At 46.7% G+C, this 18,363-nt stretch carries 16 protein-coding genes and 1 riboswitch; of the genes, 10 read left to right on the top strand and 6 right to left on the bottom strand.

Annotated elements, in window-relative coordinates; translation table 11 throughout:
- The first annotated feature begins 111 nt into the window (after positions 1-111).
- A riboswitch (SAM riboswitch) is annotated at positions 112-214 on the top strand.
- A 102-nt stretch (positions 215-316) separates the two neighbouring features.
- The 7 genes from C7R92_RS05580 to C7R92_RS05550 all read left to right on the top strand — a co-directional run bounded on the left by C7R92_RS05580 (position 317) and on the right by C7R92_RS05550 (position 5,619).
- Complete coding sequence (locus tag C7R92_RS05580) at positions 317-1,147, top strand: MetQ/NlpA family ABC transporter substrate-binding protein (RefSeq protein WP_106833503.1); 831 nt, start codon at positions 317-319, stop codon at positions 1,145-1,147.
- Positions 1,148-1,189: 42 nt separating this feature from the next.
- Complete coding sequence (locus tag C7R92_RS05575) at positions 1,190-2,227, top strand: methionine ABC transporter ATP-binding protein (RefSeq protein WP_069849864.1); 1,038 nt, start codon at positions 1,190-1,192, stop codon at positions 2,225-2,227.
- Positions 2,227-2,889, top strand: coding sequence for a methionine ABC transporter permease (locus tag C7R92_RS05570; protein ID WP_106833502.1), 663 nt, complete (start codon positions 2,227-2,229; stop codon positions 2,887-2,889). The genes C7R92_RS05575 and C7R92_RS05570 overlap by 1 nt, the downstream gene beginning before the upstream one ends.
- A gap of 149 nt (positions 2,890-3,038) precedes the next feature.
- On the top strand, positions 3,039-3,473 hold the full coding sequence (locus C7R92_RS05565) for a hypothetical protein (RefSeq protein ID WP_017246620.1): 435 nt from the start codon (positions 3,039-3,041) through the stop codon (positions 3,471-3,473).
- Positions 3,461-3,754: a YxcD family protein gene (locus C7R92_RS05560; RefSeq protein ID WP_106833501.1), complete on the top strand. Its 294-nt coding sequence runs from the start codon at positions 3,461-3,463 to the stop codon at positions 3,752-3,754. Before C7R92_RS05565 ends, C7R92_RS05560 begins: the two co-directional genes overlap by 13 nt.
- A 175-nt stretch (positions 3,755-3,929) precedes the next feature.
- On the top strand, positions 3,930-4,793 hold the full coding sequence (locus tag C7R92_RS05555) for an ABC transporter ATP-binding protein (RefSeq protein WP_069849870.1): 864 nt from the start codon (positions 3,930-3,932) through the stop codon (positions 4,791-4,793).
- 169 nt (positions 4,794-4,962) lie between these two features.
- Positions 4,963-5,619: a DJ-1/PfpI family protein gene (locus C7R92_RS05550; RefSeq protein ID WP_069849872.1), complete on the top strand. Its 657-nt coding sequence runs from the start codon at positions 4,963-4,965 to the stop codon at positions 5,617-5,619.
- A gap of 85 nt (positions 5,620-5,704) precedes the next feature.
- Here the strand turns inward: C7R92_RS05550 and C7R92_RS05545 are convergent, their stop codons facing one another.
- The 5 genes from C7R92_RS05545 to C7R92_RS05525 form a co-directional block, all read right to left on the bottom strand.
- Entirely contained in the window at positions 5,705-6,694 is a 990-nt protein-coding gene (locus tag C7R92_RS05545) for a siderophore ABC transporter substrate-binding protein (protein ID WP_035290734.1), read from the bottom strand.
- Positions 6,695-6,798: 104 nt separating this feature from the next.
- Positions 6,799-7,557, bottom strand: coding sequence for an iron ABC transporter ATP-binding protein (locus C7R92_RS05540; RefSeq protein ID WP_017246625.1), 759 nt, complete (start codon positions 7,555-7,557; stop codon positions 6,799-6,801).
- The gene (locus tag C7R92_RS05535) at positions 7,554-8,495 is read right to left on the bottom strand and encodes an iron chelate uptake ABC transporter family permease subunit (RefSeq protein ID WP_106833500.1); all 942 of its coding nucleotides are present in this window, start codon (positions 8,493-8,495) and stop codon (positions 7,554-7,556) included. Before C7R92_RS05535 ends, C7R92_RS05540 begins: the two co-directional genes overlap by 4 nt.
- Positions 8,492-9,445 carry an ABC transporter permease gene (locus C7R92_RS05530; RefSeq protein WP_017246627.1) on the bottom strand — a complete coding sequence of 318 codons (954 nt, stop codon included), beginning with the start codon at positions 9,443-9,445 and terminating at the stop codon, positions 8,492-8,494. The genes C7R92_RS05535 and C7R92_RS05530 overlap by 4 nt, the downstream gene beginning before the upstream one ends.
- 250 nt (positions 9,446-9,695) lie before the next feature.
- Entirely contained in the window at positions 9,696-10,460 is a 765-nt protein-coding gene (locus tag C7R92_RS05525; protein ID WP_069849878.1) for a DUF4097 family beta strand repeat-containing protein, read from the bottom strand.
- A gap of 200 nt (positions 10,461-10,660) precedes the next feature.
- On the opposite strand from C7R92_RS05525, the gene C7R92_RS05520 reads away from it, so the two are divergent.
- The 3 genes from C7R92_RS05520 (at position 10,661) to C7R92_RS05510 (ending at position 12,333) form a co-directional block, all read left to right on the top strand.
- Positions 10,661-11,335, top strand: coding sequence for a Crp/Fnr family transcriptional regulator (locus C7R92_RS05520; RefSeq protein ID WP_106833499.1), 675 nt, complete (start codon positions 10,661-10,663; stop codon positions 11,333-11,335).
- A gap of 86 nt (positions 11,336-11,421) precedes the next feature.
- Entirely contained in the window at positions 11,422-11,784 is a 363-nt protein-coding gene (locus C7R92_RS05515; RefSeq protein ID WP_106833498.1) for a carboxymuconolactone decarboxylase family protein, read from the top strand.
- Positions 11,785-11,976: 192 nt separating this feature from the next.
- Entirely contained in the window at positions 11,977-12,333 is a 357-nt protein-coding gene (locus tag C7R92_RS05510) for a response regulator (RefSeq protein ID WP_106833497.1), read from the top strand.
- Between the two features lie 51 nt (positions 12,334-12,384).
- Here C7R92_RS05510 and C7R92_RS05505 read toward each other — a convergent pair whose 3' ends face one another.
- Entirely contained in the window at positions 12,385-18,300 is a 5,916-nt protein-coding gene (locus tag C7R92_RS05505; protein WP_106833496.1) for an AAA family ATPase, read from the bottom strand.
- Positions 18,301-18,363 lie beyond the last annotated feature (63 nt).

The raw sequence follows: 18,363 nt of genomic DNA, 5'->3' as shown, positions 1-18,363 counted from the left end.
AAGTCATTCGTTTGCAAAAACAGTTGACACCTAAAAAATCAGTCGTTATAATCCAACTATCCAAATACGAATTAGTGGCAATTGTTTGGACTTTCAATTTCATAGCACATTCTCTTATGAAGAGAGGTTGAGGGACTGGCCCTATGACACCTCGGCAACCTATCTCAAACGATACGGTGCCAAATCCAGCGGAATTTATTCCGACAGATAAGAGAGGTATTGTTGCAGTGTGGTTACATACTCGCAGTTTTCGCCTCTTCTGTCGGAAGAGGCTTTTTTCTTTTCCATCTTACATCCAGAGAAAAGGGGTATTTTCATGAAAAAGACTGGTCTACTGCTCACTACACTACTGCTCGCTGCATCGCTCGTAACGGCTTGCGGCGGTAAACAAGAAGCTGCTCCTGCTAACGGTGGCACTGCTGCTGAACAAACCTCACTCAAAGTGGGCGTCACTGGCGGCCCGCACGAAGAGATTCTCAACAAAGTGAAAGAAGTCGCCAAAGGCAAAGGACTTGAAGTCGAAGTCGTCGTTTTCAACGACTACGTACAGCCGAACCAAGCTCTCGATAAAGGAAATCTCGATGTAAACAGCTTCCAAACCATCCCGTTCTTGGCGAAGTTCAATCAAGATCATAAAACAAAAATTGTCGAGGTCGGAAAAACCGTCACGTACCCGATGGGCCTGTACTCCACCAAGCATAAAAAAGTCGAGGACATCCAGGCAGGCGGCGTTGTCGGCATTCAAAACGACCCAACCAACCGAGCACGCGCCCTGCTGCTCTATCAGGCAGCTGGCTTGATTAAGCTCAAAGATGGCGTGGGCGACAACGCAACACCACTGGACATCGTAGAAAATCCGAAAAATTTGCAATTCAAAGAGCTGGAGGCTGCTTTCCTGGCACGCTCGTTGAGCAACGTAGAAGTCGCTTCGATTAATACGAACTTCGCAATGGAAGCTGGCTACTCCCCGAAAAAAGATGCGATCTTCGCTGAGACGGCTGACTCTCCCTATGTAAACATCTTGGCAGTCAACGAAACCAACAAAGACAACCCTGCTGTCAAAAAGCTGGTGGACATTTACCGTTCGGAAGAAGTGAAAAAATTCATCGACGAACGTTTTGAAGGAGCTGTACTGCCGTCCTGGTAAGATCGACGCCAGGAACATCAAGAACAACAAGGAGAACTCGTTATGATACAGCTAACCGATATTCATAAGTCGTATCAAGTAGGAAACAAGCAGGTAGAAGCATTGAAGGGCGTATCCCTTCAGGTGGAGAAAGGGCAAATCTACGGGGTTATCGGCTTTAGCGGAGCGGGAAAAAGTACCCTGCTCCGCACCATCAACCTGTTGGAGAAGCCGACCAGCGGTTCTGTGATCGTCAATGGCCAGAACATGCTGACCCTCAAGGAAAAAGAGCTGCGGCAAGCTCGCAAAAAGATCGGGATTATTTTTCAACACTTCAACCTGCTCTCTTCCTATAATGTCTTTGACAATGTGGCGGAAATCTTGCGGATGAATCGCGTCCCCAAAGATGTCATTAAACGCAAGGTAGAAGACCTTCTCGGCTTGGTTGGCTTGTCTGATAAAGCAAACGCTTATCCTTCTCAGCTATCCGGTGGACAAAAGCAACGGGTGGGTATCGCTCGTGCACTTGCGACTGATCCGGAAATCCTGCTCTGTGACGAAGCGACTTCTGCTCTCGACCCGCAGACGACTGAATCGATTCTAGAGCTGTTGCTCGACATCAATCGAAAGTTCAACCTGACCATCGTGCTCATTACGCATGAAATGCAGGTCATTAAAAAAATCTGCGACCAGGTAGCCATCATGGAAAACGGTGTCGTCATCGAGCAAGGCTCTGTTCTGGATGTTTTCAGCAATCCGCAAGAGCAAACGACACGTAATTTTATCAAAACGGTTTTCGACGATCAGGTACCACAGGAGATTTTGTCCAAGATAAAAGAAACCGGACCCGTTTCCAAAATTGTTCGCGTTGCCTTTCGCGGGGATGCCGCTCTCGATCCTGTTCTAGGAACACTCTCTGCACGTTTTCCGATTAGCACCAATCTATTGTACGGCTCGATTACGACCATTAAGGGAACGGCGCTCGGCATTTTGCTTTTGCACATTTCTGGTGAAGACCAGGCCATTCAGGATGGCATTCGCTTCTTGCGTGAATCCGTCTACCGCGTAGATATTGTGTCACCAGAGGAGGTGCGGAGCTAATGGAGCGTTTGATTGAAATGATTCCGGTATTCGGACAATCCCTGCAAGAAACCGTCATCATGGTTGGGTTTTCATTATTCATTGCGACATTAATCGGGATTCCGCTCGGGATTTTGTTAGTCATCACACAGGTAAATCACCTTTTCCCGAACAAAATCATCTATCACACCCTGAATACGATCATCAACATTGTGCGCTCGCTGCCTTTTATTATCCTGATGGTTGCGATCATTCCTTTTACGGAGTTGATCGTGGGCACTTCGATTGGGATTGAAGGAGCAATTGTGCCGCTCATCGTCTATACGTCGCCTTACATCTCGCGCTTGATGGAAACGGCCCTGCATGACGTCGATCGTGGCGTTATCGAAGCATACCAAGCGATGGGCGCATCCCGGACGCAGATTATTTTTCGCATCATGCTGCGTGAAGCACGGCCTGGTATCGTCCTCTGCCTGACGATTGCGACGATCGGCTTGATTGGCGCTACGGCTATGGCGGGCGCAGTCGGTGCTGGTGGGCTTGGCGATCTCGCCTTGCGCTACGGCTATCAGCAATGGGACATCGAAGTCATGATCATTACTGTCGTTATTCTCGTCGTCTTGGTCCAGCTCATTCAATCGCTGGGTAACTGGGCAGCCCGAAAACTGAAAAAGAGTGCGTAAAACGAAGAACCCCTGACATGATCGCTTGTCAGGGGCTTTTTTGTAGGTATTTAGACCGATCGTCACTGAAAGCTCGTTGGAATTCCGTCCGATATTCATGTAGACTTATATATACAAGTCATTAAACTGAGAGGGGCTACTCAAATAACATGAAAAAACTCATCATGATGTTGGTTGCCGTAATGCTCGTACTCGCTCCGGCCGGAGGATTCATTGATCATGCCGACGCGAAAGGCTATAAGTCCGGGAAAAAATCCTTCAACTCTAATACGGCTCCTACGAACACACAAACGCCTAACAAAGCAGATACAAATGTAAATGCTTCAACAAATAAAGGTACAACAACAACTCCTGCTGCTACAGCAAGCAAAAGCGGCGGATTCATGAAAGGTCTCATGATTGGTGGTCTGGCTGGTTTGCTTTTCGGATCCCTGTTCGGTGACATGGGTATCCTGGGCTCCATCCTTGGCTTCATGATCAACCTGATGGCGATCCTCGCTGTGATTATCCTGATCCGTAAAGTGATCGTCTACTTCAAAACCAAGCGTGAGAAAGAACAGGAACTGAACGCATGGAAAAGATAACATTTTCCGAACAAGATATCATTAATGCGATCTGTATTCACGCAGCCTACAAAAAGCAGTTGAAGCCACAAGACATCTCCGTCGAACTGATGTGGGACGAAGAATACGGCTTTTCTGCTGAAGTACACTGGATGGATCGCCAACAAATCTTCATCGAGATGAATATGATTGAAGCGATTCGCTACTATCTGGAGACCCAGATGCAGCGCAACCCTTATTCCGCCGGTATCGAGCTGGTATTGGACGACGAACAAGGGATCATCGCTCATATCACCTACTAACACTGGATAATCATTTGTTAACCCAAGGCCAATTTGTTCACGCATGTGAGCAGGTTGGCTTTTTACTTATTGAATTTGACCTCATTACGTTATATACTTTAACTTAGTGAAAATGATTATCATTACTACGGTTGATTATATACGTACATACTTTTTAAAAAGGAGTTGGCCCATTGTGGAGCGCTTATACACGCAAAAGCTGGACATCGGATACGGTGAGCTTTCCATTGTCAAAGACTTGAACATCAGCATTCCTTCTGGAAAAATCACTGCACTGGTCGGTGCAAACGGTTCTGGTAAATCGACGATCCTCAAAACTCTCGCCCGGATTATGAAGCCAACAGGCGGACAAGTATTTTTGGACGGAAAATCGATCCACCAGCAATCGACCAAGGAAGTCGCCAAGCAACTGGCGATTTTGCCGCAAAACCCAACCGCACCCGATGGCTTGACCGTGTCTGAGCTCGTTACCTATGGCCGCTTCCCCCATCAAAAAGGCTTCGGCTCTTTGACCAAGGAAGACAAGGAGATCATAAGCTGGGCTATCTCCATGACCGGCATGTCCGATTTCCATGATCGTCCGGTTGACCAGCTATCCGGCGGTCAGCGCCAACGCGCATGGATTGCCATGGCTCTGGCGCAAGGAACAGACATCCTGTTCTTGGATGAACCTACGACCTTCCTGGATATGGCTCACCAGTTGGAGGTTCTCAAGCTCCTACAAAAGCTGAATGACGAAGAAAATCGTACGATCGTCATGGTCGTCCACGATTTGAACCACGCAACCCGTTATGCACAGCACATGGTTGCCATCTCTCGCGGTACCGTTGTCGCTGAGGGAAGCCCTGCTGAAGTCATGACGCCTGAGATGCTGCGTAAGGTATTCAACATCGAAGCAGACATTCTAATTGATCCTCGCACGGGTGTACCGCTCTGCCTCCCGTATGAGCTGTCTCATGCTGTGGATCAAAAGCAACCAAACGAAAACACTACCCAACCTGTTTACACGGAAGAGCGCAAGCTGGTTGGAGCCAGATAATTGTTAGATTCCGCAAGCAAAAAGCCCGTTTTCACCACGTTTTATGGTGTAACCGGCTTTTTGCTATACCTACTTGCAGTTAGTCACAACTCCGACATACATATACCCTGTATATGTATGTTAGTATTTGTTTGCAAGAAAAATATCCCATTTCAAAGGAGAGATCATCATGAAGGTTGCCATCTTGCTTTTCGACGGCATCACCGCTTTAGATGCAATTGGTCCATACGATGTATTCGCTGCTACGCTGAAATGTGAAGTGAAGTTTGTCGCTAAGAAAAAAGGGTTAATCAAGCTTGACTCCAATATGGGCTATTTACATGCCGATTACAGCTTCTCTGAAGTTACGTCCGCTGATATTCTTGTAGTTCCCGGTTGCAGTCCGCCCAATTATAAAACCCCTATGAATGACGAAGAAACTCTACAGTGGATTCGCCACATACATGAAACAACGAAATGGACTACGTCTGTTTGCAATGGCTCTCTGATCTTGAGCGGCGCAGGCTTGTTACATGGAGCTGTAGCCACCACTCATTGGGGGTCCTTCGAACTGCTCCAATCCCTTGGAACCACTCCAACAGAGGAAAGAGTCGTTCGTCAGGGCAAAATCGTTACAGCGGCCGGTGTTTCCTCTGGTATCGACATGGCCCTCCAATTAGTTGCATGGGAATTGGGAGAAGATATGAGTAAAGGAGTCCAATTGATTTTGGAATACGATCCCCAGCCACCGTTTGACTCGGGTTCACCTAAGAAGGCGCCTGCTTTATTGGTAGAACAAATCAGAGGGATGTTACAGGAGTTTGCAAAACGGGAGCCCCGGGTATAAATCAGCACGTTCAAAAAAATGAAAAGGCGACAGCCCAGGGAATGTCTTACTCCCCTCGGCTGTCGCCACTTTCTTTTCTAGCCTCTTACCACTTAACTTCTTTCAGAACTTCGTCTGCCATGCCAGCGGTAGATACCAATCCGCCACCAGACAAGTACCAGTTGCTAGAATCCAGGTAAATGATGTTGCCAGTCTTGAATGCTTTCGTGTTCTTAATCAGGTCGTTTTCTACAGTTTGCTGTGTAGAAGTAGACACTTCTTTATTCTTGGAAATCGCGTTACCACGATCAATTACGAACAGGTAGTCTGGATTTTTTTCTGCGATATATTCAAAGGAAACGCTTTGACCATGGTTTTCTACAGAAATGTTTTTGTCTACAGGCGTAAATCCGAATTCACCGTGCAGGATACCAAAACGGGAACCAGCGCCGTAAGCGTTCAGCTTGCCTTCGTTAACCATAACGATCAGAGCAGTCTTGCCGCTTGCCGTTGCTTTTGCATTCAATTCCTTGATAGATGCATCAATTTTGCCCAACTCTTCTTCTACTTGTGCTTCTTTACCGAAGATGGTACCCAATGTTTTCATGTTCTCTTTGAAAGATTCCATGTACTTCGCATTGTCTACACCCATGAAGATGGTTGGAGCAATTTTGTTCAGTTCTTCGTAAGCATCTTGTTGACGTCCAGAAATGAAGATCACATCTGGTTTCATTGCATTGATTTTCTCAAAGTCTGGCTCTTTCAAGCCACCAACGTTTGTGTATTTCGCATCTTTGAACTTTTCCAGGTATGCAGGGATGCTGGAAGACTGTGCAACACCCGCTACTTCGATACCCAATTTGTCCAAGGAATCCAGAACACCGTAGTCAAATGCTACAACGGTTTTTGGATTCTTTTTCAGTTTTGCTTCACCCAATTTATGCTTGATCGTAACTTCTTCGGATGTTTGTGCAGCTTCAGGTGCTTTTGTTGCGTCTGCCGCAGGTGTTGCAGGAGCGGCGTTATTGGAGCCGCATGCAGCTGTGAATACAGCCAACAGTACTGCCATAAACAGCATGAGTAATTTTTTGTTCACTTCTCTCACCTCTATATAGAATGTAAAAGTATATAAAATTATTGATAGCTTGCTGATGAAACCCCCGGCAGGCCATCAAAATTTTAACGATAGGAAGATGGAGCTTACGCGAAATAGACACAGATTTTATTTTCTTCAATGTCTTCGATATGGATATCCATGTCATAGACATCTTTCAAGATCGGTCGTGTGATGATCTCGTCTGTAGTGCCTTCCTTCACGACCTTGCCATCCTTGAGAGCGACGATATAATCCGAATAGACGGAAGCGAAGTTGATATCGTGAATGACAATGACAACCGTTTTGCCCCTTTCGTCTACCAGACGTCGCAGCACTTTCATGATCTGGACGGAATGCTTCATATCCAAATTGTTGAGCGGCTCATCCAAGAGGACGTATTCCGTATTTTGAGCGACAACCATCGCGATGTAAGCGCGTTGACGCTGACCTCCACTCAACTGGTCGAGGTACTTGTGTTGAATGTCCGTGAGCTCCAAATATTGGATAGCCTCGTCTACATACTTCCAATCCTCTTTTGTCAAATTGCCTTGTGAATACGGGAAGCGACCAAAGCTGACTAGCTCACGAATCGTCAACCGCACCGTAATGTGGTTCGATTGCTTGAGAATCGAGATTTTCTTTGCCAGCTCACTGCTCTTTGTCTGTCCAATCTCCTGACCCTCAATAAAAACCTCGCCTTGATCCTTGGTCAACAGGCGACTAATCATCGACAGCAGCGTACTCTTTCCGGCCCCATTGGGTCCGATAAAAGACGTGATTTTCCCCTTGGCAATCTTCACAGAGACATTTTCCACGACATTTTTGCTACCATACTGTTTTGTGACATTCCGGACTTCTATCACGCTTTATTCTCCTTTAACAGAAGATAGATGAAGTAAACCCCACCAATAAAGTTGACGATGACACTGAGCGTCGTGGAGAACGCTAGTACACGCTCCACAATCAACAAACCGCCAACCAGTGCAATCACACTGATTAAAGCCGAGCCCAGCAGCAAGTATTTATGCTGATAGGTTTTCATAAACTGATGGGCGAGATTCGCTACCAACAGTCCAAGGAAGGTAATTGGTCCAACGAGCGCTGTCGCGATCGATACGAGAATGGCAATGACGACGAGAAACCGCTTGATGACAAAATCGTACGGAATCCCCAAATTGATCGCCTGATCCCGACCGAGTGATAACACATCCAAGTACTTGATGTATCGCCAGAAGTAAATCATGATTCCGATGACCAGAACAAAGCTCGTAATCAACAGGTCTGTTTTTACATTGTTGAAGCTGGCGAACATTCGGTCTTGCACAACCAAAAACTCATTCGGATCAATCAATACTTGCATGAACGTGGACAAACTGCTGAACAATGTGCCCAAGATCAATCCGATGAGGAGCAGGAAGTAAATATTTTGCCCTTCCCTCTTAAACAGGAATTTGTAGAGCAAGCCTGCGAAAAGCACCATCCCACCTGTCGAGATTAGAAAGTTCACATTGTTGTTCATCAAGGTGAAATGAGTGGAGCCAAACACAAAGATCACAAATGTTTGGATGAACATATAGAGCGAATCGAGGCCGATGATGCTAGGCGTCAAGATTCGGTTGTTCGTGATTGTCTGGAAGATCATCGTAGAGAAGGCGATGATGCAACCGGTTAAAATGATGGCAAGAATTTTCTTAGCCCGCCGAGGAAGGACATAATCCCAGTTGCCACCGGCGTCAATCATCATAAAAATGGCTATCAAAGCAATGGCCACAATCGACAGGGCACCTATCTTCGCTTTCATTGTTCATATGCCTTTCTTCTCATGAGTAAGTACACGAATATCCCGCTGCCTATGACCCCAACCATCAAACCGATGGAAATCTCGTATGGGAAGATGATGAGGCGTCCCAGGATATCACAAGCAAGTACAAACACCGCGCCAAGCAAAGCGGTATGAGATAAGCTTTTTTTCAGGTTATCTCCCAGGTAGATCGTAACCAGGTTGGGAATGATCAGCCCCAAAAACGGGATTGTCCCTACCGTGAGAATGACTACCGAAGTTACACAAGCGACGATGACCAATCCAATGTTGACGACATGCTTGTAGTTCAACCCGAGGTTGATGGCGAACTCTTCACCCATTCCCGCAATGGTGAACTTGTTCGCATACAAGTAAGCGATAATCACCAGCGGAATACTTATGTACAAAAGCTCGTAGCTGCCTTTCATAATGGTGGAGAAATCTCCATGCAACCAAGCAGACATGTTTTGCATCAGGTCATGCTTATAAGCGAAAAACGTCGTGATGGATCCGACGATGTTTCCAAACATCAGTCCCACTAACGGGATGAATATAGAGTCTTTAAATTTGATTCTTTCAAGAATCTTCATAAAGACAAAGGTTCCAAAGAGAGCAAATGCAAAAGCAACGAGCAGCCTCACCCATGAGCTCGCATCAGCGAACACCAAAAGTGAAACCAATATTCCGAATCGAACGGAGTCCTCTGTCCCAGCTGTCGTCGGAGAAACGAACTTGTTTCGGGTCAGCTGTTGCATGATCAATCCGGCGATACTCATGCTGATCCCTGCGATGATAATGCTGATCAAACGCGGAATCCTGCTAATCCACAGCACTTGCACTTTGTCATCTGTGAGATTGAACAAATCCCACGGAGATATATCTTTCACGCCAATAAAAAGTGAAACGAACGATAGCAAAATAAGTGCTACAACCAAATATCTCTTTTTCATCGCGTCCCTACTCTTCTTACTTTTTCCTGGAGTAATGTTCCGTATTGACTCGAGTATTTACGAGAGAGAATAATTCTCATCATCATTAATAAAGAGATTCATTCTCAATTAGAACTACCTTTGTTATATTAGCACTTCTTTATCGGAAGGGAAAGCTTTTTTTCATTAGTCGGCTAATTTTTTCCTCAACCTGTCAAAATACCGACAAGAACAAGAAAGCCGCCAGAGCAAAAGCCCTGACGGTCCTGATTTATTTAGATGTGAACGAGCCTTTTATGTTTAGAACGGTTCGCTCTCCGCTCCCGTCATTTTCAATTCGTACATTTCCTTCGACAGTATCAATGACCATGTCGCCGCTGTCGTCGGATATCTTTATGTCGCCCTTATGATTTCGAATAACCATATCGCCAGATTGATCGTGAATCTCTACATTTCCACCCGTATTTTCCATGAAGATATCACCCGAGTCATCCTCGATCAGTTTGAGGGCAGACGCGTCCTTGATCGTAATGTCACCGGACTGATCGCGAATCTCTACCTCTCCGTTCGTATTCGTTAATTGAATATCACCGGAGTCATCCTCAATCGTGAGCTTTCCTGTTAGATTCGTCATGTCAATATCTCCTGATCCATCGGTAAGGGCTATCGGCAGCTGGGCAGGAACGATTACCGTTAACGTCATATCCACATAGTTAAAACCGATCTCCGTGTTCGTTTCGGATCGTAGTGTTGCGTTATTCCCATCCTTCTCGAGTGTAATGATGATTTCTTCGGGTTTGACACTTTTCGTTTTGATATCGGCTTCTACACGAATCGCGGTTGCTTTTTCATCACCTTTGACGATCAAATTACCTGAATCCGTAACAATATTCAACGCCTCGATGGACTCCGCTGGTAATTCAAGCTGTCTTTTTTCTTCATCAATCTTGATCACTTTATCGCTGATCGTGCATCCGGCCAAGCCGATTCCTACAGCGATTAGACCTACTCCTATCCACTGTTTCACTTGTTTCATCTGTTGTTCCCCTCGATACTGGTTATTTTTACAAGATAAGTTCTATAACATCGTAGCAAAACAGCGTAGAAGAGAAATCAGGCTACAGCGTTGTTCTCATGTCAGTCTGCAGACGGATATTCCATTGTAGAGATCGCGTTTTTTCCCTACACTACAAGTAAGAATATTTTACCAATTAAGTCGCCTCGGAGGGTAAAACAATGGACTTGAATCGAATCCAATTTGTGACGGATGCTTTTCCGTGCTTTTCCCTTGTTTCGGAAGCCGCATGGCGCCATCCTGACATAACAGCGGAACGCTTTTCTCCCCAGCTTACGATGCAGCAGGGTCATCTGTTTGCCCATGCCGCTTTTGTATTGTCAGGCAAGGTCCGCGTCTATATCATCAGCGAGTCAGGACGCGAGGTTACGTTATACCGGGTACAGCGCGGGGGAGTCTGTGTCCTCATGATGGCAAGTATTTTAGGTGAGACGGGCTATGAAGCGTCTGCACAGCTAGAAGAGGAAACCGAGCTGCTGCTTTTGCCTGTAGATGTCTTCAAAGAATGGATGGATCGCTATAAGGATCTGCGTCAGTTTATTTACCGAAACATGATCAACCGAATGGTCTCTGTCACGTCTCTGGTCGAAGATATCGCGTTTAAGCCGATCAACGCCCGCATCGCTGAATTATTGCTCCGTCGTACCACGGATTCTCGCAATCACCTATCGATTACCCATGAAGCGATTGCCATTGAACTCGGGACTGCCAGAGAAGTAATCAGTCGGTCACTCAAGGAGTTTGAGAAAGCCGGATGGCTTCAGTTAGGACGAGGCCGAATCGCTGCTATTCGCCGTGATGCCCTCCAGGAAAAACTTTTTCCTGGTGATTGGTGAGAATGGTGAGTAAGTTACAGAAGCAAACATCTTCTCTCTCTACAATGAAATCGTAGCCACTACCCATGGAATGGAGAGGATGTTTCATGTCAAAAGCACGTTCGTATTATGAATCAGCAAATTTGTCGCATATCCCTGAATTGATGAAATTGGCCCCTGAGGCTGCCGCTTCTTATTTTTCTTTCGAGCGACAAATCTACCAGCAATCCCACCAGCTCCCGGTCAAAACGAAGGAGTTGATTGCCATTGTAGTCGCTCATGTGACTGGCTGCCCCTACTGCATCGATGTTCATGTCAAAAAGTATAAAGAGCTAGGCGGCACCATGGAGGAAATAATGGAGGCTCTACTCGTTGCCGCAGTGACACGTTCCGGTGCCATCTTAAGTCATGGGGTCAATGCCTTGCTCGCCTATCGTGATGCTCCCGGCAAGCCAGATTGCTTTTGCTAACCCAACTATATCAACCATTTGGAAAATAAAACAAACGAATCCAGTTTCATCACGAACTGGAATTCGTTTGTTTTTTTATATGTTCATCCACACTTTTTATGATCAAATGATTGCGACATTTTTCCTATCAGTGTTATGGTAAAAGTAGACTACTTACTAAGAATAACTAACCGTTTCGATACAGGAGGTTTTATGGCTCGTATACTGATAGCAGACGACTCCCTTGTAGTACGAGATTACATGAAAATCATTTTGGAACGGGCGGGCCATCAAGTCATTGCAGAAGCAACGAATGGATTGGACGCCTATCAAAAGTATACGACCCACCTCCCCGACGTGGTGACGATGGATATCAATATGCCAGAAATGAATGGCATAGATACTGTCAAAAAGATCATCGGCACCTTCCCCGACGCAAACATCATTATGGTCAGCACCAACGGATTAAAGCCGCTCGTTTTTGAAGCAATCAACGCTGGAGCGCGCCATTATATTCTAAAACCGATCGATGAAGAACGACTTTTGGCTTCCATTACGAATTCTCTTTAGTCGATCAAACAAAAAAACTGAGGCACGGTCGCCTCAGTTTTTTCTATGGGTCTAGCGAATGTCTTCCAACGGGATTCGGAAGGTAAAGCGGGTGCCCTCTCCTTTTTGAGTATCAACCTGAAGGGTTCCACCCAACTGCTCAACCTCTTGCTTAACAATGGACAGGCCAATTCCTCTGCCCGATACGAGACTCGCATTTTCTTGCACCGTGGCATGCTCCGCCATTGCCAACTTTAGCTTTTCCCTATCTCCGCCCCGCCCATCATCACGAATCGTGACACACAAGGAAGTATCCTCTTGCCAAATGCGGCATTGAATCTTGCCGCTGCGTTCTTTTCCGTATCCCAATCGTTCTTGTTCTTCTTCCATTCCATGATCGATGGCATTGTTGAATACGTGAACCAAGCTCCTCGCAAAATTCTCGAATCGCTCCGGATCGACCAGTACTTCTTCTGCATCCCATTCGACCGGATCGATGGTCTTATTCAGACGGATAGCGAGCTCACCTACATAGTCTTCATACCGGAACAACATGTCCTTCATAGGACGATAGCGAAGCTTGCGGATGCGGTGGAGCAGCTCCTGCTGAGCTTCCCCCTGTATCAGACTGGTGATCTGATGCTCGAAGCTTTCCCATTGCTCTTTTGCAATGGTGTACACATGCTCGTTATGATCCAGGAACCCGACCCCGAGCTTGTGCTGCATGATCGACAAATCTTGTTGCATCGCAGCTTGAACCTCTGCGAATGACTGCTGGGCGCGCACATCCTCGTCGGAGAGGCGTTCTTCGGACTTTGCCCATTGAATCAACCACGATTCCAAATCATGCAGCTTTTGCGGTGTATGAATCAAGTGTAATTGGCTGAAGTCACCTTTAAATTGATGAATCTGAGCGACCACTTTGAATAGTTTCTCGGAATCCGCCATCTCTTCTCCGAGGACTCGCTTCCACCCATCCTCAAAGAAAGCATCAAAATCTCGCAGTACCTTTTGGAAGAGCGGGAGACTAATCGCAACAGTTACGACCATATTCAACCTTTGCCATTCTTGCTCCATCTTGGATTTGAGCGCCCGTTGCTCACTCATATCAGTCAGGATCAGCATCAAGCCCTCTGGCGAATCTCGCCGATCTTCATAAATCGGCTTACATGCCAGCTTCAACGGCATTTGATTGATCTGGATTTCCGTAGGAAATAGACTGAGATACAGCTCTTTTTGCCCTTGGTCTTTTGCTTCAAAGTACTTTTCCAAAAGGGATTCAATAAACATGCTGTCCTCTGGACGATCTGGGTATAGTAGCTCAGCGACCGACACCCCAGCCAGTTCTCGACCAAAAATTCGTAGACATTCCCGACTGTATTCGGAATGGACCAGCAGGTTTTTGGAAAAAGACAGAAAGCCTTGTCCCGCATTGTTTAACAGATTTTTATTCGCTTGCAAAAGGGCCTGAATTTCATTGGTACGCTCTGTCACGATCTTTTCCAAGGATTGATTCCATTGCTCCAATTGATGATACAGTCTCGCATTTTCAATAAAGATCGCAATTTGCGAGAAGATCAGTCTGAGCGGCTCTGAGCGTTTTTCGTTGAACACATGTGTCGTCTCGTTGTTCTCCAAATAAATGACGCCGATCATTTTTCCTTGCTGCCATAGCGGGGAGCATAGAATGGATTTCGGCTCGTGCTTCGCAATGTACGTATCCCGGAAAAAGACGCCTTCAACCGAAGCGTTGTGGAGCACCAGCATCTCTTCTGTACGAATGGTGTAATTCACGACGGCGACAGAGAGCATCCCGCTATGTTCATACGGGACAGACTGCATGATCTCCACGTCCAAATCGACAGAGCCTGCCGCTTCGATGAGCCATTCACCATCTTTTTTCAGCAGGAGGATTCCTTTCTCCGCACCTGCATTGCTCATCACCGTGCGCAGCATCGTGGCCAGCAGCATTTCCAAGCGGAGCTCGCTAGCAATCGTTTGCGATGCCTTGATGACACTCATTAAATCGACGAGGTCTGCTGTCTGGTCAGTCGTGGCAATCTCGGCGGAAGCCCCCAAGTTTCTTACCCGTTGCAAAAGATAAGGGTACCGTTCCCCAATCTCTCGTGCCTTGGCGACCGCTCCCCAAAGCATGTAAACCTCGTGTGCCTCAGTCATGTATACCTTCGCAATCGTATCGAGTCCGAGTGCCAAGTAATGCTGGGCGGCCAATTCATTTGCCATTGCCTCGTTTTGCAAGAAAACATCTTTTTTGGCGAGTTGAACCGCTTGTTCATAAAAAGGACCTGCTTCTTGTTTTTTCTCAGTGACACGCAGCCACTCAGCATGCATCAACAACCACTTGTGCTGAAAATTTTCCGGGCATTCCTTTGCCCACGTCTTCATCTTTTTGATATTTGCTTTGATTTTTTTCCCATACTTCGATTTTTCCTGTCGGTTGGCGTTCTCATAGAGCCCCGTCAATGCCAGTGTTTGCATAAAAACTTGCTGGCTGACAAGAACTTGTCCGCTGACTGAATCCATCCATTGCTCTGCTTCGCCCAGCAGCTCTGCAGCCTCCAGGTGGTTCCCGTACATGAGATGAACCATCGATTTATAGTAGTGGTACATGTACCGCTTGTAGCCGTTTCCTTCTTTTTGCAGGTTGCTTACATATGCCGCTTCGTCAAATCCATCATGGCAAAACGCCGTTCGTTCCTTGTCCGTCCACCGTGTAAAAGTATGCAGCGCCTGGCGCAATAACAGGAGTCGATCATCGTGATCAACGACCTTGATTTGTTGAATCATATCGCTGTATTCCTCGATTTGCTGCTCCAATTCTTCCACTGGCACACCGCAGTAGAGCATGGCCTCCAAAAGCCCATGGGCATTGTAGGCAGCATAAATGTTGCCGCCACCATCCAAGCCGAGCTGAATCGCTTTTTTCAGGAGAGGGATATTCGTCCGCGCATGCTCGCACCAGTGATTGATCAGTAAGGCAAACGCGCCATACGCCTTCGTCATGGCGATCGGATCGGCGAAGCTGTCTGCTACACGGCAAGCCAATTGCCCAAATTCGTAAGCCTCTCGATAATTTCCGAATTGAGCAGCTTGTACGATCCCGTAACCGGTATAACCGTTCGCCGAGGCGACCGCGTTTCCGTGTACGAGCGACAGATGAAGGGCACGCAAAATCGTTAAAGCAAACCAATTGAGATTGACATAGTAAGCAGATGGGCCTGCGTAGCTGATGATGCTCATCGCCATCTGATAATTTTCATCGGGAACATCCGGCAAATACAGCAGCTCATCTATTTTCCGGCCTTTGAGGCGGCGTTTGATGTAAAACATTTCCTTAATGATATCGAGCTTGCCAGGCTTTTTGGGAATCGGTACGCCCAATAACCCCAAGGCTTCGCTTGCGATCTCCATGACACGAGGAAATTCAGCCAGTCGTGTATACATGCGAATTTCCATTTCCAAAATGCGTACTCGTTCTCGGTCTGTTTTGGCATGCTGCATCCCGCGTTCAAACAATTGTTTTGCCTCATCCAATTGGTTACAGAGGTACGTCGTCTCCGCAGTCAACGCACACAACTCCATGGTCAGATCATGATTGTGCTGCCAGCCCTCTTCCCCGACCAGCTCGTGACCACGTTGGAAGTACTGCAAGGCGGACTCAAATGCCGCAGAGGATTTCGCTTTTTGACCAGCGAGTAAATGACAGTACGCTACATGAATACGCTCCGCCTGATCCTCCAGTATCTCTTTGCCCCGGTACATATGATCGCAAATTTCGAACAGGGAGCCAGATTCGCTCCCTTGGGACATTTCCCACATCATCCTGCCCAGCTTGACGTGAATCTGTCCGCGCTCTGCCTCTGCTAACAACGAATAGGCGGCCTGTTGAATTCGATCATGCACAAAGCGGAAACGAATCTTCATCTGAGACGCCACTTCTTCTTCCACGAGCGCAGCGTAATTCAGATATTCCGCTCCTTCAATCGGATAGATGAGACCTTCCTCAATCGCAGGCCGTATATGCTGGATGGCTTCTGACTCCGTTTGATTTCGTGAGTTGGCTATCAAATGAAGCAAAAACGAGTTACCCAGACAAGCAGCATAACCGAGCTGCTGCTGAGTGGAATCAGGCAATCTTCTCATTTTTTCTACGAGAAAATCGGCCACGTTTTCCGTAGTACCCAGCTTCTCGATTTCTGCCAAATCCCATTGCCAATTCCGTTCTTCTCTCACATACCACAGCAAGTTCCGATCATACAGCGTTTTAATGAATTCTCTTACATAAAACGGATTCCCAGCTGTTTTCTGCATGATAATCGTAACCAGCGGCTTCGTCATATCCGGCTCACTATGCAACGCATCCGCTAGCATCGCATTGAATTCGGGTTCTCGAAGCGGCAATAACGTGAATTGACGCAAAATGCGGCTCTTGATACCTGTCTCTGTCAAAAGGGCAATCAACGGATTCATCGTACTGCCATCATGCTCACGATAAGCGCAAATCAGCAGAAAATGACTGATCTGCATATCCGCAACCAACTCTCGGATCAGGAAAAGCGAAGAAGAATCCGCCCACTGCAAATCATCTAGGAACAAGACAAGTGGATGGTCTGGTCGCGCCCAAATCCGAATAAAGCGTTGCATCACCCATTGAAAGCGATTTTTTGCTTCTGTTGCAGGTAGCTCAGGTACGGCAGGCTGTTTGCCAATCACTGCCTCAAGCTGTGGAATGACATCCACGATCACTTGACCAAGTCCTTGCATGGCGTCGAGTATCATCTCTCGCCAAGCGAGCAGCTCGCGTTCGTGGCCTGCCAAGAGCTGCTTGATCAAGTCCTGAAAGATTTGAATGATGGCCGAATACGGAACGGCCTGATTATATTGGTCGAACTTTCCTGAAACAAAACGTCCCCGGCCTCTCAAAAACGCTTTTTGCGCTTCTAGCACGAGAGCAGATTTACCCACGCCTGCAGAGCCACTGAGGACAACCATCCTCGTAGCGCCGTTCGTAACTTGCTCAAATGCATCGATGAGCATCTGGATTTCTTGCTCACGTCCATACAGCCTCTCTGGAATCCGCAAGTGATCAGCACGATCTTCTAAAGCAAGCGGAAAAGGCGTAATCAAACCGTTTTGTTCAAGCTGGTCATAGCAGCGCTGCATGTCTGCCAGTAAGCCAGACATGCTAAAGTAGCGATCCTCTGTATTTTTTGACAGACACTTCATCACAATGTCCGATAGAATCTCTGGAACGGATGGTTTTACACTGGAGGGAGCGAGCGGCTTTCTCGCCATATGAGCATGTATGAGTTCAAGCATGTCCGAAGTTAAAAAGGGCAGCTTTCCAGTCAATAACTCGTAGAGCGTGACACCAAAAGAATAAATGTCGGAGCGGTAATCGACGGTGCGATTCATTCTCCCCGTCTGCTCCGGCGAGACGTAGCGAAGATTCCCCTTCCATTCTTTTGGATTCATCACACTTTGGTATTCTTGGTGGCATTTAGACGCCAACCCAAAGCTAACAAGCTTTACCTCATAGGTTTCAGGATGAACCAGGATATGATCGGGATTTACATCCTTATGAATGATTCCGTGCTGATGGATTTCTTTCAAGCAGGAAGCCATGCGGACCGCAATGAAGAGCATCTCCTTCAGCGACAGTCCTTTCATTTTCATAAGCAAGGCGAGCGGCACTCCCCCGAAATCTTCCGTAATCATTACCGTCTCACGGTTGTGATTAACGAGTTCGATGATCGTTTCCACTGCATGGGATTCCAATGATTGAAGAATGCGATATTCATGCTTCAGTTTCCACAGAGATTCTTTATGGGAAGATCCTTCCATCGGTACTTTGAATAAGACAGGGAGATTGTCGTTATTTCTGTAACCCCGATAAATTCCCAATTTTGAATGAGTGGAAAGAAACTCTGCCACCCTATACCCTGGAACCACGATCATGCCGCTCATACTATCCACTCCATCTTTAGGTAGAACATCCTATCTTTTTAATTGTTGCCCCGGAACAATTAA

Origin of the sequence: Brevibacillus porteri, assembly GCF_003013475.1 — a bacterium.
Classification (GTDB): Bacteria; Bacillota; Bacilli; order Brevibacillales; family Brevibacillaceae; genus Brevibacillus; species Brevibacillus porteri.
This window is presented reverse-complemented; position numbering and strand designations above follow the sequence as displayed.

Coding starts and splice junctions, on each gene's coding strand:
- C7R92_RS05580 (WP_106833503.1), top strand. CDS start 317: ATGAAAAAGACTGGTCTACTGCTCACTACACTACTGCTCGCTGCATCG.
- C7R92_RS05570 (WP_106833502.1), top strand. CDS start 2,227: ATGGAGCGTTTGATTGAAATGATTCCGGTATTCGGACAATCCCTGCAA.
- C7R92_RS05550 (WP_069849872.1), top strand. CDS start 4,963: ATGAAGGTTGCCATCTTGCTTTTCGACGGCATCACCGCTTTAGATGCA.
- C7R92_RS05515 (WP_106833498.1), top strand. CDS start 11,422: ATGTCAAAAGCACGTTCGTATTATGAATCAGCAAATTTGTCGCATATC.
- C7R92_RS05505 (WP_106833496.1), bottom strand. CDS start 18,300: ATGAGCGGCATGATCGTGGTTCCAGGGTATAGGGTGGCAGAGTTTCTT.
- C7R92_RS05530 (WP_017246627.1), bottom strand. CDS start 9,445: ATGAAAAAGAGATATTTGGTTGTAGCACTTATTTTGCTATCGTTCGTT.
- C7R92_RS05560 (WP_106833501.1), top strand. CDS start 3,461: ATGGAAAAGATAACATTTTCCGAACAAGATATCATTAATGCGATCTGT.
- C7R92_RS05565 (WP_017246620.1), top strand. CDS start 3,039: ATGAAAAAACTCATCATGATGTTGGTTGCCGTAATGCTCGTACTCGCT.
- C7R92_RS05575 (WP_069849864.1), top strand. CDS start 1,190: ATGATACAGCTAACCGATATTCATAAGTCGTATCAAGTAGGAAACAAG.
- C7R92_RS05510 (WP_106833497.1), top strand. CDS start 11,977: ATGGCTCGTATACTGATAGCAGACGACTCCCTTGTAGTACGAGATTAC.
- C7R92_RS05525 (WP_069849878.1), bottom strand. CDS start 10,460: ATGAAACAAGTGAAACAGTGGATAGGAGTAGGTCTAATCGCTGTAGGA.
- C7R92_RS05535 (WP_106833500.1), bottom strand. CDS start 8,495: ATGAAAGCGAAGATAGGTGCCCTGTCGATTGTGGCCATTGCTTTGATA.
- C7R92_RS05520 (WP_106833499.1), top strand. CDS start 10,661: ATGGACTTGAATCGAATCCAATTTGTGACGGATGCTTTTCCGTGCTTT.